The sequence below is a fragment of the Chitinophaga arvensicola genome, assembly GCF_900110835.1.
Taxonomy (GTDB): domain Bacteria; phylum Bacteroidota; class Bacteroidia; order Chitinophagales; family Chitinophagaceae; genus Chitinophaga; species Chitinophaga arvensicola.
The window spans coordinates 1,479,688-1,494,753 of sequence record NZ_FOJG01000001.1 but is presented as its reverse complement, the minus strand read 5'-3'; the positions used below and the strand labels follow the sequence as shown (position 1 = coordinate 1,494,753).

At 45.2% G+C, this 15,066-nt stretch carries 15 protein-coding genes; 8 read left to right on the top strand and 7 right to left on the bottom strand.

Going from position 1 to position 15,066, the window contains the following annotated elements:
- Position 1: 1 nt before the first annotated feature.
- The 4 genes from BMW79_RS06420 to BMW79_RS06405 form a co-directional block, all read right to left on the bottom strand.
- The gene (locus BMW79_RS06420; RefSeq protein WP_089892073.1) at positions 2 to 1,423 is read right to left on the bottom strand and encodes a hypothetical protein; all 1,422 of its coding nucleotides are present in this window, start codon (positions 1,421 to 1,423) and stop codon (positions 2 to 4) included.
- A gap of 50 nt (positions 1,424 to 1,473) precedes the next feature.
- Positions 1,474 to 4,260 carry a TonB-dependent receptor domain-containing protein gene (locus tag BMW79_RS06415; protein ID WP_089892070.1) on the bottom strand — a complete coding sequence of 929 codons (2,787 nt, stop codon included), beginning with the start codon at positions 4,258 to 4,260 and terminating at the stop codon, positions 1,474 to 1,476.
- A 161-nt stretch (positions 4,261 to 4,421) separates the two neighbouring features.
- Positions 4,422 to 4,823, bottom strand: a complete 402-nt coding sequence (locus BMW79_RS06410) for a hypothetical protein (RefSeq protein ID WP_089892067.1) — start codon at positions 4,821 to 4,823, stop codon at positions 4,422 to 4,424.
- A gap of 190 nt (positions 4,824 to 5,013) precedes the next feature.
- On the bottom strand, positions 5,014 to 5,844 hold the full coding sequence (locus tag BMW79_RS06405; RefSeq protein WP_089892065.1) for a UDP-2,3-diacylglucosamine diphosphatase: 831 nt from the start codon (positions 5,842 to 5,844) through the stop codon (positions 5,014 to 5,016).
- A 182-nt stretch (positions 5,845 to 6,026) separates the two neighbouring features.
- On the opposite strand from BMW79_RS06405, the gene BMW79_RS06400 reads away from it, so the two are divergent.
- The 8 genes from BMW79_RS06400 to BMW79_RS06365 all read left to right on the top strand — a co-directional run bounded on the left by BMW79_RS06400 (position 6,027) and on the right by BMW79_RS06365 (position 12,962).
- Positions 6,027 to 6,677 (top strand): DUF47 domain-containing protein, encoded by a 651-nt coding sequence (locus BMW79_RS06400; protein WP_089892063.1) that lies wholly within the window; start codon positions 6,027 to 6,029, stop codon positions 6,675 to 6,677.
- Positions 6,678 to 6,719: 42 nt separating this feature from the next.
- Positions 6,720 to 7,724 carry an inorganic phosphate transporter gene (locus BMW79_RS06395; RefSeq protein WP_089892061.1) on the top strand — a complete coding sequence of 335 codons (1,005 nt, stop codon included), beginning with the start codon at positions 6,720 to 6,722 and terminating at the stop codon, positions 7,722 to 7,724.
- A gap of 159 nt (positions 7,725 to 7,883) precedes the next feature.
- Positions 7,884 to 8,756 carry a glucose-1-phosphate thymidylyltransferase RfbA gene (rfbA, locus tag BMW79_RS06390; protein ID WP_089896803.1) on the top strand — a complete coding sequence of 291 codons (873 nt, stop codon included), beginning with the start codon at positions 7,884 to 7,886 and terminating at the stop codon, positions 8,754 to 8,756.
- Between the two features lie 30 nt (positions 8,757 to 8,786).
- The gene (gene galE / locus BMW79_RS06385; RefSeq protein WP_089892058.1) at positions 8,787 to 9,815 is read left to right on the top strand and encodes a UDP-glucose 4-epimerase GalE; all 1,029 of its coding nucleotides are present in this window, start codon (positions 8,787 to 8,789) and stop codon (positions 9,813 to 9,815) included.
- Between the two features lie 52 nt (positions 9,816 to 9,867).
- A complete protein-coding gene (locus BMW79_RS06380; RefSeq protein ID WP_089892055.1) occupies positions 9,868 to 10,833 on the top strand; it encodes a transketolase family protein in 966 nt (321 codons plus the stop codon).
- A gap of 266 nt (positions 10,834 to 11,099) precedes the next feature.
- Positions 11,100 to 11,651: an RNA polymerase sigma factor gene (locus BMW79_RS06375; protein WP_089892052.1), complete on the top strand. Its 552-nt coding sequence runs from the start codon at positions 11,100 to 11,102 to the stop codon at positions 11,649 to 11,651.
- Between the two features lie 112 nt (positions 11,652 to 11,763).
- Positions 11,764 to 12,474: a hypothetical protein gene (locus tag BMW79_RS06370; protein WP_089892050.1), complete on the top strand. Its 711-nt coding sequence runs from the start codon at positions 11,764 to 11,766 to the stop codon at positions 12,472 to 12,474.
- 29 nt (positions 12,475 to 12,503) lie between these two features.
- Positions 12,504 to 12,962: a hypothetical protein gene (locus tag BMW79_RS06365; RefSeq protein ID WP_143059090.1), complete on the top strand. Its 459-nt coding sequence runs from the start codon at positions 12,504 to 12,506 to the stop codon at positions 12,960 to 12,962.
- A 42-nt stretch (positions 12,963 to 13,004) separates the two neighbouring features.
- On the opposite strand, the gene BMW79_RS06360 is transcribed toward BMW79_RS06365, so the two are convergent.
- Genes BMW79_RS06360 through BMW79_RS06350 form a run of 3 tightly spaced genes read right to left on the bottom strand, consistent with a single transcriptional unit; the run spans position 13,005 to position 15,016 of the window.
- Positions 13,005 to 13,352, bottom strand: coding sequence for a nuclear transport factor 2 family protein (locus BMW79_RS06360; RefSeq protein ID WP_089892045.1), 348 nt, complete (start codon positions 13,350 to 13,352; stop codon positions 13,005 to 13,007).
- Between the two features lie 60 nt (positions 13,353 to 13,412).
- On the bottom strand, positions 13,413 to 14,252 hold the full coding sequence (locus BMW79_RS06355; RefSeq protein ID WP_089892042.1) for a helix-turn-helix domain-containing protein: 840 nt from the start codon (positions 14,250 to 14,252) through the stop codon (positions 13,413 to 13,415).
- A gap of 11 nt (positions 14,253 to 14,263) precedes the next feature.
- Complete coding sequence (locus BMW79_RS06350) at positions 14,264 to 15,016, bottom strand: MBL fold metallo-hydrolase (RefSeq protein ID WP_245752399.1); 753 nt, start codon at positions 15,014 to 15,016, stop codon at positions 14,264 to 14,266.
- Positions 15,017 to 15,066 lie beyond the last annotated feature (50 nt).

Sequence of the window (15,066 nt, the reverse complement as noted above, 5' to 3'; positions counted from 1 at the left end):
ACTATTTGTTGGCAAATTTGGTCCAGCCTTTGAACCAGCTGTCGCCAGCCGCTGCTGCACCTACATAGGTAGTAGTGGTAAATGCACCACCGCCTAATTTTGCACTTGTGAAATCAGCACCAGCCAGCAATGGGGAACCCGCAGCAGGTGTTGGATCAAAAGTAGTATAACCGGTATTGGTCAGTTTTGCATCAGCAATAGCCACCAGCGTGCTATTCGCAAAACCTGCAGTGCTGAACCAGTTAGGCGCATTAAATGCTGCTGTACCCGGAGCAACTACCAGCGGAGAACCCGCAATTGTGTTATTCTTATATTCCAGTGCATTGGAAGTAGCACTTGCTTCTGTCAGCGCACCATCCAGGAATAAACCTACAGGCCAGCCTACAAATACGGAATTGAAGATGGAAATTTTACTGTTTCTTCTGATATGCGCACCTCTCTTGTAAGGAGCAGCAGTAGCTTCAGGCGTAGCATTGGCATAAGGCCCTACCATCGTCATGTTGCTGAAGATAGCAGATGTCTGCGGCGTTTTGGTAGTACCATCTGCGTCGTTGTCAGACTCAAAACCATTGGAAGCACCGCTCGGACCGAAATCGGCAATCGCTGCATCACGAACAGAAATACCAAACTGGATCTTTCCGGAGAAACCGTTGTCTGTATCGAAATCATCATCTGTACCACGGTAAGCGATCAGGTGCTTACAGTTTACAGTACCGCCAAACCACTCAAAGGAATCATCACCTGAGTAGCTTACCTGGATATAATCAATCGTAGTACCGCTACCAACGCTACCAAAAGTAAGACCGTTGATTTCATCATTTACCGCGAATGCAATACCAGGATACTCAATACGTACATATTTCATTACACCTGAGTTATCATCTGCTTTGGTACCACCGTGTAAACCGTAACCAGTAGCGGTTTCGTTCACACCACCTTCAATCGCCTGTAAACCGGCCACACCATCTTTTGCACCATTATTTTGCGCATTACCCAACAGGATGATACCACCCCAGTCGCCGCTGTTTGGCGTTGCCTGGCTGGAAGTAAATACAATCGGTGCTGCTGCAGTACCCTGTGCATCAATCTTACCGTTACGGGTAATGATCAGCGCACCTTTATCCGGAGATTTAGATCCTTTAATAGTTACACCTGGCTCAATCTTAATGGTAGCACCATTCAATACAAAAGTGAATTGAGTCAGCAGGTAAGTTTTACCTGTTTTCAAAACAGTATTCGTAGTGATCTGCTTTGGCAGTGTTTCTGGCGCTTCTTTAAATTCAGTACTATTGGAAGTTCTCTCAATAGTAGCCTTGGTCATGTCAACCTGCTGCGTCGGTGGCGGTGTATCGTTTTTATCGTCTTTGCCACAGGATGTAATGATCACAGCTAAGAACATTACAGGAAACAGAATTCTTTTCATGTCAGATGGATTGAAAATTAATTGCAGTTTTGAAAAATTTATGTCTTGTATCAGAATTTATAGGAAAAGGATAGGTTTACATTGGTGCCGCCTTTGGTACTTATTCTCAGGAAATCTGAAGCCGCATCATACTTGCCGTTGTCGTTGATATCCTGGTAAAAATTGGCGGACTGGTTCAGTATATCACTTACCGTCAGTTTAATTTCTCCCTTGCGGAAAACCTTCTGGGATACCATGAAATCCAGCAGGGAGCGCGGTGCCTCATACACATCTGGTTCTGTATCGTTTCCTACGATAAAGATCCTTCTGCCGATACGGTTAAATAACACATTCGCAACAGTACCGGTGGTTTCTTTTTCAAACTGTAAGCCTACGTTGATCACATAAGGTGATTGTCCCTGCATAGGACGTGCTTTCAGCACTTTATCTTTTTCAAAAGATACTTTGTTGTAGATGTAAGCCACATTGGAAAATACCGTGAAGGAATGCCAGAACCCAGCATTATCGGGACTCAGGAAATCAAGATTTTTCCTGAACTCTACTTCTGCTCCGGCACTGTTGGCCTTTGGTGCATTGAGATAGGTTAACCCTACAGAGCCCGCACCACTGTTATAAAACCGCTCAATCGGCGCCTGGAAATTTTTATAGAACCCGGCAATAGTCAATACTTCTCCGGAGCGTGGATACAACTCATACCGCAGATCCACATTGGTTACTTTACTTCTTCTCAGATCAGAGTTACCGGATTCGGTAGCCATCAGGTCGAAGTTATAGAAGGCAAAAGGTGCCTGCTCGCGGAACTCAGGGCGGATCACCGTTTGGGATGCGCTCAGGCGAAGATTTGTTTTTGCATTCAGTAAATAGGTCAGGTTCAGGGACGGTAAGATATCCGTTGCCGTCGTTTTGTTATTCTGCGGTCCATTCTGCGTGTACTTAATGGACTGATCAAAGTTCTCCACCCTTACACCCCATACCAGGCGCCACTTTTCACGGATGGTATTATCAAATTGCAGGTAACCTGCATTCAGCAAAGCGTTGGCATTGTATGCATCCGGTGTATTGGTGATTTCATCCATGCGCAGTAAACGCTCCGTGAAATTTTCCGGTGCAAATAATTTATCGGGAGATAAACGTACCAGGTCATGTGCATAAGGATCACTCGGATCAAAGAGGGTATAACCCAGTGCCCGTGGCGTAAAGCCGCGTTCTTTACTTTGAATCAGGTAACCCAGCTTGATCTGCTGTTGCTGTCCGCCTATTTTTACAAAACGGCTCAGATCCACGTTGCCACCGTAAATATTGTCATTCAGTTTGGAGTAAAAACGACCGGAGCCAGTCAGCGTAGCCGAACCACCGGAAGAAATATTTGCATAGTAATCGTTCTTACCGGCAATGCTGTTGTAACCTAACCTGCGCAAATCCGGGATATCCTGTTTCATATTGGTATAGCTACCATTCCAGCGGATCTTCACTTTTGTTTTTTCCCAGAGATGTTCACCGGATAACTGTGAGGTGTAAATACGGTTGCTGTTAAAACCCAGCTCATACGCACGTACATCCGTTTCAGAAGGAATATCATTCCCGTTTCTCACAGTAGTAGCAACAGTAGAGTTAATGCTATATAAATTCTTGAAGCTGATTTTGTTCTTGCCAAACTGGTAAGATAAATTCGCCAGTCCGCCCCACAATACGTTCTGTGTGGATTTCTTATCGTAGTAATTATAGATCCTGGAACCGTCGTTATCAAAATCGGTACGATAGGTATCGAAATTACGATTGTTGCGGTTGTAGCTTAAAGAGAATACAGCGCCAAAGCGATTGCCTTCTTTCCCTTTATTGATACCGCCTGCCAGTTGAAAATTAGAATTGAGCGGGGTAGATTTCGTATGCACGTCCCAGATATTGGGGAATGACTTGGATACCGCAATTTTATCTTCTGTAGACAGCAGATCATAACCTGTTTTGGAAGAAGGATAAGCGGCAGGCATCTTCCGGGTACCATCGTCTACACCCAGCCAGTCGTTGTTGCCGCCTTTATAGGTGTAAAAATCTTTGCCGGCAGACATAGTATTGAAACCGCTTCCGGCCAATACTGTCAGGAAGTTTTCTGATGGAATATCTTTTGTATTCACCTGTACCAGGCCACCTGCAAATTCTGCGGGTAATTCGGGTACAGCGGCTTTATTGATGATAATATTTTCAACAATATTGGAAGGAAAGAGGTCGAAAGAAAATGTTTTGCGGTCTGGTTCTGTACTCGATAACAAAGCGCCGTTTACAGTGGCCTGGTTATAACGATCTGCCAATCCGCGTACGATGAGGTATTTACCTTCCTGTAAAGACGCGCCGGATACTCTTTTCAGTACTTCACCGGTATTTCTGTCGGGCGATTTGCGGATCGCTTCTGCAGAAACCACCTGTGCTACGGTGTTGGTATTCTTTTGCAGGGTAAGCAGTGAGTTGATGGTTTCCTGTTTGGCAGTACCGGTGATCACTACTTCTTTCAGACTTTTGGAACTGCGTTCTTCCATCACAATATCCAGGTAAGTAGGCTTACCGGCAATAACGATGATTTCAGATACTGATTTTGTCTGATAGCCCATGAATTTAAATTCAAGGGTGTAGGTGCCAGGCTGAACGGAAAGCTGGTACCTGCCATCAACGTCAGTTACAGCTCCTTGCGAGGTGCCGGTTACCACTACCGTTAAACCAATAATAGCGTCGCCTGTTTTTTTGTCGGTCACCTTGCCGGTGATTTTGGCAGGATCTCCTGCATAGGAGGCAAAGGAATAGCATACCAGGATTGCCCAGATAAGTACAGAAAAGGTTCGTTTCACAATATTTTTTTAATCGGATTTTAAGCGGGTTTTAATCCCGTTTTAATATCGATGGCAAAAGTATTGGCGCGACGTTACCGCATCGTTAAGGGAGCATTACCAGAATGTTAATTGATGGAGATAGGTTTCGTGATAGGATATCAGATAGGGAAGGGGGGAGATTACCACATGTTCTGTTGCGGGGACTGGCGGTTATTGTTCATCAGCATATCCAGGGAGATGTCGAGCTGGTAGTTACGTTCAGGTTTTCTATCAGCTGCAGGGCACGCAATCTGGAACAGGTGCTGGCTTTTGTTCATAAAGGGCTTGTTGTCCTTATTGCACAATTCCAGGGAAAAGTTAAAACGCTCTTCCACCTCTTCTTCAAACTCCCTTAAGCTGAGGGTTTCATCGATGGGAAATTCTATCAGCATTTCCTCTTCAAAACCCGCATCTTTCAATGTATCAAAAGTATTGGCGAGAGAACTCCGCACATATACGGCTACATTACAAAAGAGCAAACGCTGGATCTGCATTTGCAATAGGGAGATAGTCATTAAAGGATGCAACTTCAATACTTTCATCTAACTGTTTTTCTGCTTATCTAAATGTGTCAATATCGTCACACTTAATTATTTCTCTGGCAAACTTAGGAGTCTACTTTTAATTTAATATTAAGCGCTTGTTATGATTTTGTGAAAATAATATTGAAATATAAATATATAACATATTTATAAATATAATAAAAATAGGAGATAATAACGGCAGATGAAGTCAGGAACCAGGGAAAGTAATAATGCGGGTAGCATCCCAATCAGCAAGGGAATCATCGTCATCTTCTGCTACCACAGGGCTTTTCCGGGTAACAGGATGCTGATACAGCGACCATTGCTGGTGAATATATTCGAGAGAAGTAAGACTTTCTACCCAGTCACCGGAATTCAGATAGGTGATCGTTTTGTCCCCTACCTTCATTTCCTTGATCAGTGGCTGGTGAATATGTCCGCAGCAAACCACATCAAAATCCTTATCCGCCGCAATTTCTGCTACGGTCTGTTCAAAATCTGAAATAAACTTAACGGCCGACTTCACGCCCTGCTTCACTTTTTTGGAGAAGGACATCTTTTCCCGGCCCATACTTTCCAGCACATTATTTACCAGCCGGTTCAGGATAATGAGCAGGTCGTACCCCTTACCTCCCAGCTTGGCGAGCCATTTGGAGTTTTTCATGGTCACGTCATACACATCTCCATGGAAGAACCAATGTTTTTTGCCATCCACTTCCAGTACCAGTTTATTGTCGATCGTAAAGTTACCGAGTTCAAAACCTGCATATTTGCGGAGGGCTTCGTCGTGGTTACCTGTGAGATAATACACCTCCGTACCCTTGCCGATCATTTTCAGGATTTTGCGGATAACCTTGGTATGGGCTTTAGGAAAATAGCGTTTGCTGAACTGCCATATATCGATAATATCCCCATTCAGTACCAGTATCCGGGGGTCGATACTGTCAAGATACTGAATCAGCTCTTTGGCGTGGCAGCCGTAAATTCCCAGATGCACATCTGAGATTACAGCTATATCTAATGGGCGTTTATCTGACATTATAGGTGCGTATGTACAGGTTGTAGGCAGCCTGTTTATGAGTATAATTTCTTATGCAAAGGAAAAATCGCTATATTACTTTTATATTAATCCAGTGTTAAGGAATTATTAATTCCCGTTTTTTACTGGCCGGGATAGATTCTGAAAGCTATTTTTGCGGCAAATTTTATAAACTCAAACGTATGGGAGGCTTCAATTCTTTTGTTAAACTATTCATGCCGAAAGACCGGGTATTTTATTCTTTGTTTGAAGATGTGGCTTCCAATCTCGTAGAAATGGCAACCGTGCTCAATGAGCTGGTAGCTACTACAGATCTGGCTGTGAGAAAAGATAAAGTGCACCTGATAGAACGCCTGGAACACAAAAACGACGATTATACACACCGCATATTCGTAGAGCTCGGACAGAACTTCATCACCCCGTTTGACCGTGAAGACATTCACTACCTGGCGGCTACACTGGACGATGTGGCAGATTACATCCACGGTTCTGCCAAGAGAATGGACCTCTATAAAGTACACTATATCAACGACAGTATCCGTAAACTGGCTGAACTGATTCACCTGGGCGTACTGGAGCTGGCCAAAGCGATCCCTGAACTGCGCAATATGCAGAATATGCGCGTTATTACAGATGCCTGCGTAAAAATCAACAGCCTGGAAAACCACGCTGATGACATTTATGACATGGCTATCGCCGACCTGTTTGACACAGAACAAAATGCGGCAGAACTGATTAAAATGCGTGAAATCTACCAGGCCCTGGAAATCGCTACAGATAAATGCGAAGACTGCGCCAATGTAATTGAAACCATTATTATCAAGTACTCCTGATAAAGGGAAATACAGTTCTGAACGCTTAATTCTCCTGATGTCATGACTTTACTAGTAATTATCATTATACTGGCATTCATTTTCGACTATATCAATGGTTTCCATGATGCCGCCAACTCTATCGCCACAATTGTGTCGACCAAGGTATTAACGCCTTTCCAGGCGGTACTTTGGGCTGCAGTTTTCAACTTTGCGGCCTTTTTTATTGCCAAATACGTCATTGGTGAGTTTAAAGTGGCCAACTCTGTGGCCAGCTCCGTATTTGAACAGTTCATTACCTTAAAAGTAATTCTCTGTGGACTCGTAGCTGCCATCACCTGGAACCTTTTCACCTGGTGGCTGGGTATTCCCTCCAGCTCCTCACATACACTGATCGGTGGTTTTATAGGTGCGGCTGTAACAGCCTCCGGTGGCAGCCTGGAAGTGATTAACTACCACAAAGTGTTGCCTACGGTGTATTTCATCGTACTGGCCCCCCTGATAGGTATGGTGGTTGCCTTCATTATTACCCTCATCATCGTCAATGTATGCCGCAAGGCAAATCCATACCGGGCTGAAAGCTGGTTTAAACGCTTACAGCTGGCCTCTTCTGCCGCTTTGAGCCTTGGCCACGGTAGTAACGATGCCCAGAAAGTAATGGGTATCATCTCTGCCGCCATGGTGTCTGCCGGTTATATCGGCAGCATCAAGCAAATGCCGGATTGGGTGCCACTGGCCTGCTTTACCTGTATCGCACTCGGTACCATGAGCGGTGGCTGGAAGATCGTAAAAACCATGGGTACACGTATCACCAAAGTAACACCACTGGAAGGGGTTGCTGCGGAAACCTCCGGCGCCATCACCCTCTTCTTTACCGAACACCTTGGTATCCCTGCCAGTACCACCCACGTTATCACGGGTGCTATTATGGGGGTAGGTGCTACTAAAAGGCTGTCGGCCGTACGTTGGGGCGTTACCGTTTCCCTCCTGTGGGCATGGGTTTTAACCATTCCTATCAGCGGATTACTGGCTGCCTTCACCTATTTTATCGTAAATCTGTTCATCTAAACAATGAATCAACGCATACCTAAAAAGCTCTCCGCCACTAACGGAGAGCTTTTTTTATAAAAAAAAGCCGCCAATTGAAAGAGAGCCGCTATTTTTGTGCGGTTTTCTTCTGATAACGAAGAGCCAAAGTTAGTGACCATCAAAAAATTGATCTTACAAATGAAAGGAATTATCCTGGCCGGCGGTTCCGGCACCCGCTTGCACCCAATAACGTATGCCATCAGCAAACAGATAATGCCGGTATATGATAAACCCATGATCTATTACCCGCTGTCTACACTGATGCTGGCTGGTATCAAGGATATTCTGATCATTTCAACCCCTCATGATCTGCCCGCTTTTCAACGACTTTTCGGCGATGGCAAACAACTGGGGCTGAACCTGAGCTATGCGGAACAGCCTAATCCGAACGGCCTCGCACAAGCCTTTGTAATAGGAGAATCATTCATCGGGAAAGATAATGTAGCGCTGGTACTGGGAGATAACATCTTCTATGGTGCTGGTCTGGGTACCCAACTGGCCCACAATGCCAACCCGGACGGAGGTATCGTATATGCCTACCAGGTATCTGATCCCGAAAGATATGGCGTGGTGGAATTTGGCGACGATATGAAAGTATTGTCTATCGAAGAAAAACCAACACATCCTAAATCGAATTTCGCTGTACCAGGCCTATATTTCTACGACAATGAAGTGGTGGAAATTGCAAAAAATCTGCAACCAAGCCCCAGAGGTGAATACGAAATCACTGATGTCAATAAAGAATATTTGCAGCGTGGAAAATTAAAAGTTTCTATATTACCCCGTGGAACAGCATGGCTCGATACCGGCACCTTCGATTCACTGATGCAGGCATCCCAGTTTGTCCAGGTGATTGAACAAAGACAGGGAATAAAAATCGCCTGTATCGAAGAAATCGCCTACCGTAAAGGATTTATTACTGCCGATCAATTGAAAGAACTGGCAAAACCTTTGCTGAAAAGCGGCTACGGAGCCTATCTGGAAACAGTGCTCAATCAAAAAAGTTTCTGAAATATAAAATAAACGTAAATCTGAAATATCATGAAGGTTCTTGTTACGGGTGGTTGTGGCTATATCGGCGCACATACTATTGTAGATCTGATCAATAATGGATTCGATGTAGTGTCTGTAGACAGTAACATCAGGAGCAGCACCCAATTATTAGATGGTATAGAAAAAATTACCGGAAAAAAGGTACGCAACTACAAAGTAGATCTTTGTAACCTGGAAGACACCAACGCCGTATTTCATGAAAACCGCGATATCATTGGCGTCATTCACTTCGCAGCCCTGAAAGCAGTAGGAGAGTCTGTGAACGAACCACTGATGTACTTCCAGAATAACCTCACCTCGCTGATCAATGTGCTCAAATGCGTAAAAGAGTATAACATACCTAATCTCGTTTTCTCTTCTTCCTGCTCCGTTTATGGCAATACCAAAGCCCTGCCGGTAGTAGAAGAAACACCACTCGGCGAAGCACAGTCTCCATATGCCCGCACCAAACAGATTGGCGAACAGATCATCGAAGATTATAGCCGGGTAAATGACACCAACTCCATTCTGTTACGTTATTTCAACCCCGTAGGTGCCCACCCTTCTGCACTGATCGGTGAACTCCCACTGGGTAAACCAGATAACCTGGTACCCGTAATCACCCAGACTGCCATCGGAAAAATTCCTAAAATGACCGTATTTGGCGTTGATTACGATACCCGCGACGGTTCCTGCGTACGCGACTATATCCATGTAATGGATATCGCTGCCGCACACACCAAAGCCCTCCAATACCTCATTGAACACCGCAATGCCACTAATTGCGAAGTATTCAACCTCGGCACCGGCAATGGCGTAACCGTACTCGAAGCCATTAAAGCTTTCGAAAAAATCTCCGGCATCAAATTAAACTACACCACCGGCCCACGCAGGGAAGGAGATGTGATCTCGATTTATGCCAATAATAGTAAAGCAAAAGAAAAGCTGAACTGGGAACCTAAAATCGGTATCGAAGACAGTATGCGCACCGCCTGGCAATGGGAAGTGAGCCTCCGTAATAAAGTACTGAGTAACTAGGATCCTCACTTTTTAATGTTTACTTTTACGCTTCAATTTTAAAAAGACCACAATGGTAAAAGATATTCAACCACTAAATGAAAAAGAAACCCGTGGCGGGTTTGGTGAGGGCATACTGGAAGTGGGTCGTAAAAACCCCAATGTAGTAGCACTGACAGCAGATTTGCTCGGTTCAATGAAACTGAACGCCTTTATTAAAGAATTTCCTGATCGCTTTGTACAGGTAGGTATCGCGGAAGCCAATATGATTGGTATCGCTGCCGGCTTAACCATTGGCGGCAAAATACCTTATACCACCACTTTTGCTAACTTTTCTACAGGCAGGGTATATGACCAGATCCGTCAGTCTGTTGCCTACTCCAATAAGAATGTAAAAATATGTGCTTCCCACGCAGGTCTTACCCTGGGTGAAGATGGCGCTACCCACCAGATCCTCGAAGATATCGGCATGATGAAAATGCTGCCTGGTATGACTGTTATCGTTCCCTGCGATTTCAATCAAACCAAAGCTGCTACTATCGCTATCGCTGATTACGAAGGACCGGTATATCTCCGTTTCGGCCGTCCGAAATGGCCTAACTTCACCGCTGAAGATCAGAAATTTGAAGTAGGTAAAGCACAGATCCTCCACGAAGGAACCGATATTACCCTCTTCGCCTGCGGCCACCTCGTATGGATCGCCATCGAAGCCGGTAAAGTACTGGAAGAAAAAGGCTACAGCGTGGAAATTATCAATATCCACACTATCAAGCCACTGGACGAAGCTGCTGTAATCGCTTCCCTGAAAAAAACCGGTTGTGCTGTTACTGCCGAAGAACACAACGTACTCGGTGGTCTGGGCGACAGCATCGCACAGGTAGCATCCCGTCATATCCCCGTGCCTATTGAATATGTAGGTACCAACGATACTTTCGGCGAAAGCGGTAAACCACTGGACCTGCTGAAGAAATATGGTCTCGATGCAGATCATATCGTAGCAGCAGCAGAAAAAGCCATGCAACGTAAAAAACAAGCATAAGGAAGTTTGATAATTTTCCTTCATTTTGCTGTTAAATATTTCGGGGAGATAAAAGCGGATGTCCGTTTTTATCTCCCCGAATCTTTTTAAAAATCCCCAATAATCAAATCAGGTAAGCACCCATAGTCCTGGGAAAGACAATCGCCAAAGGCGATCACCTCCGCTAATATCCTCCCGGCATTAAACTTTAACGCAATCTCTTCGTCTCATGATCGGGTTTTTATTTATATTCAATAAACTAAAACCTGTTAAGAACCATTTAACCTATGGCCGTTTCACAGGACGATAAATCACTCTTGGCATTATACCGTGTACCTGGTACGAAGGAAAAAGGGTTTACCCTGATTATCCAGAAGTATCAGGAAAGGCTTTACTGGCATATCCGCAGGATGGTAATGGATCACGATGATGCCAATGATGTGCTGCAAAATGTATTCATAAAAGTGTGGAAAAACCTGGAGAACTTCCGGGAAGATGCACAACTATATACCTGGCTCTATAAAATAGCCACCAACGAAAGTCTGACTTTCCTGGAACAGCAGAAACGCAAAACATCCGTTTCCCTGTCTGAAGTCGAAAACGGCTTGAGCAACAAACTCAGGGCTGACCCTCAGTTTGATCCCAATAAACTGGAATGGAAACTACAACGCGCCATCCTCAGTTTACCCGATAAACAACGGATCGTTTTCAACCTGCGCTACTACGATGAAATGCCTTATGAAGAAATGAGCAAGGTCCTGGATACCTCAGAAGGAGCGCTCAAAGCCTCCTACCATCACGCAGTAAAGAAAATTGAAGAGTATATCCGGAATGGCTGAGCATAAATTTTACAAATATTTATTTTAAGTAATTTTTAAAGAATTTTACCAAAAGATTAAAATCACATTAAACTATTAATACCCTTACCTGTCTAAAAAACAGCAAGCAAGTATGAACAGGCAGACCGACATAGCGAATGAATTAATGCAGATAGCGCCAGGCATCAACTGGCCGGCAGATGTACCTCTAACGGTACCAGCCGGCTATTTTGAACAGCTGCCCGCCGCCATCCTGCTGCAGATTCAGCTGGAACAACTGCGTACTGCTCCGGAACAAACCCAATCTGTTCCCCCCGGCTATTTTGAGGAACTTCCCCTGGCCATCCTGCAAAGGATCCATGCGGAAAATGCCTCCCAACAAAATGTACAATCAGAACTGGCGTCTATTTCCCCGTTCCTGGCTGCTATACCCAAAGAAGTCCCCTTTACCGTACCCAACGACTACTTTGAACGCCTCCAGGTAAACGTCACCCAACCAGTCAACCCATTGAAAGTAGTGCACCGCAAACGGGCCGCAGCATGGATCAAATGGACCGTGGCCGCCTGCCTCACTGCTTTTGTCGGTAGCACCGCTATCCTGTTCATCGCCAATAATAATATCCACAGTAATATAGAAAAACAACTGGAAGACCTTAACGACCAGGATATTGTGAATTACCTGCAAACCCACACGGATTCCTTTGATAATGAAGCTTTCTTTGCCACCTCTATGGAAACAACCCCGGTGCAAAAACAACTGAACGAAGCCGTTCCGCTGGATGCCATCGAAAAATACCTGCAACAGACCGATTTGTCAAAGGAAGTGATACCTGAAAAGAAATGATGAAACGTTTTAGCTTTATATGGATTGCAATGTTTGTCCTGCTTACCCATTCCGGTGTGAGTAGCGCACAGCAGCCTCCTGCCGAAAACCCGGTCGATAAAATAAAAGCCATCCAGATCCAGTACCTCGCCCAGAAACTTAACCTTACCGCAGATGAAGCTCAAAAATTCTGGCCCGTATATAATAACTACACCCAGGAAGTAGAACAACTGATCGCAGAACGCCATCAGAAAAAAGATCCGGAAAAATTAGCCAACGACAACGCCGACGATGCCGCCCGGAAAAACATGGATAAGGAACTGAAATACGAAAAGCGAATGCTTGATATCAAATCCCGCTACAGTACCGAATTTCAGCGCGTTCTCCCCGGCAGAAAAGCCGGTATGGTATTCAAAAGCGAAAGAGAATTCCGGACCATGATGATCAATCACCTCAATACCAGGAGAATGGACAGAATGGGACAAGGCGGCCCAAGACGAAGACAATAAAATAATAGAACGGGAGCATCATGCCCCCGCAATAACCTGTTGTCACTTGTAATGCGCACGTACCTCAGTAACCAGCCCTTTCTCATTGATCACCATCATCTCCGCACTCAGCTTATTATTGATACTCTTGTAGTACAACACCAAAGAATTGATCCCCTCCAGGATGTGATACAACTCAAAATGGAGATCGGGATAGGCCGCAAGCCCCTTCAGAAAATAAGCCTTTAACGCTTCCTTCCCCCGGATACAACCCTCCGGATCGTTCGTCAACTGCCGGATCACGGGAGAATAAAAAAGAATATTATCATCGTAGTGCAACATGATGTCGTCTATGTTGTGGGAATTCCAGGCCTGCAGCCAGGCTTCACCAATTTGCGAGAGATGGTCCATTGCTGTTTTTTTTACAATGTAAGCGTTCTGTTCCCACCATTATTTGCTAAAAAGATCAGTTTACATCCTGCGCCATTGTAAAGGAGTTACTTTGAAACAACGGCGAAACTGCCTGTAAAAATGGGTCACGTCTTCAAAACCGATACTGTAAGCTATTTCAGAGATAGGCGCGGTTGTGGTACGCAACAGGAAACCCGCTGTCTGCAACCTTTTTTCCTGGAGCCAATGCATAGGCGAACTATGATAAACATCCCGGAAACGACGTTTCAGCGTAGCGGTGCTCATATGCCCCATCGCCGCCATTTCCTCCATGAGCCGCAGACCGGAAATTTCCGTGCTCAATTGCTTCATTACTGCGGACAACGGATCAGCAGCCGCTTTGGCCAGCATGGCACTCACGGCTTCCTCCGTGGAGATTAACTGTAATGCAGCAGTGATAATATCGTAATAATCAGGAGAGGAAAGTGTTTCGTCCAAAAAGCGACGCTGGAGTTGCGCTGTAAAGTATTGCCAGCGCTTGTCCGGTGTTAATGTGGTCAACACCCGGCTGGTTGCGGAAACAGGCCGCCCTGGCTGCTTAAGGGCTGTCAGGAGCAACTCATCCGGGATCACCAGGTTGATACTGCCGTATAATTCCTTTGGCTGTAATATTTCCGAGCAAAGCAGGCTTCCCGGCGGAATCACCATCACATCGCCGGCACACAGGCAATGCACCTGCCTGCCGTCATACATTCTTTTCTCCCCCTGGATCACCAGGTTCAAAATCGTTTGAGGGATATACAGCTCATGCGCCGCCTGGTTACGGTAAAGACTATACGATGCCCAGCGCGCTCCCTGTTGCTCCCAGGTTTTAAGGGTATGTTGCCCCGAAAGAGATAAGCTGTTAAACGGCGTATACATGAGCGCTGGTATTATGGCTCGAACTTCGCAAATGGTTCTTTGGTATCATGATAGAAGAGGAATGTCCAGCCTTCTTTTTTGCCACGCTCCAGGAATTCCTGACGCAGCTCCATGCTCCGTTTGCCATCATAGTCATACTTGGCGGCAAACCGGCTCTTCATCTGGGATATCTGCGGTGCCACATCTCCCCCGAAAAACACTTTATCTGCTCCGTCATCTACCAGGAAAACCTGGTGATACGGACAATGGCCGCCAGTTACCTCATAGTGAATATAGTCGTCGATAGTGCCATTACCGGTAGTAAACACCACATTATCCCGCTGTTGTAATAACATAATATCTTCCGAGAGATAGGATTTACCGGAATGTTCTATCGCATAGAGCATTTCCTCGTTGTTCACATAATAGGTAGCGCCTGGGAAATTCAGCGTGCGTACCCCTGTGATCGGATCTTCCGAAGACACACCACCAGAGTGGTCTTTATGCAAATGACTCATCAGTACTTTAGTGATCTCCATCGGGTTGATACCATTGTCGATCAGGTGCTGATGAATCTGTAATACCCCATCCGGGTTTCTGAAACCCAGACCGGTATCAAATAAAATATAGTCCCGGTCTGTAATTACCAGGAACGGCTGTATCTCAACCAGCAGCGAACCATGCGGGCGGTCCTGCATCTGATCCGTGCCCAGCTTAAATGGATAAAATTTCTTGGTCCCGTCTACGGTAAATGACCCTTCTGATAATGGAATAATAGGTGCCATTATGCAAAGATACTTGCTTTTGAGGATTAGCTTTTAGCAAAAAATGCAGC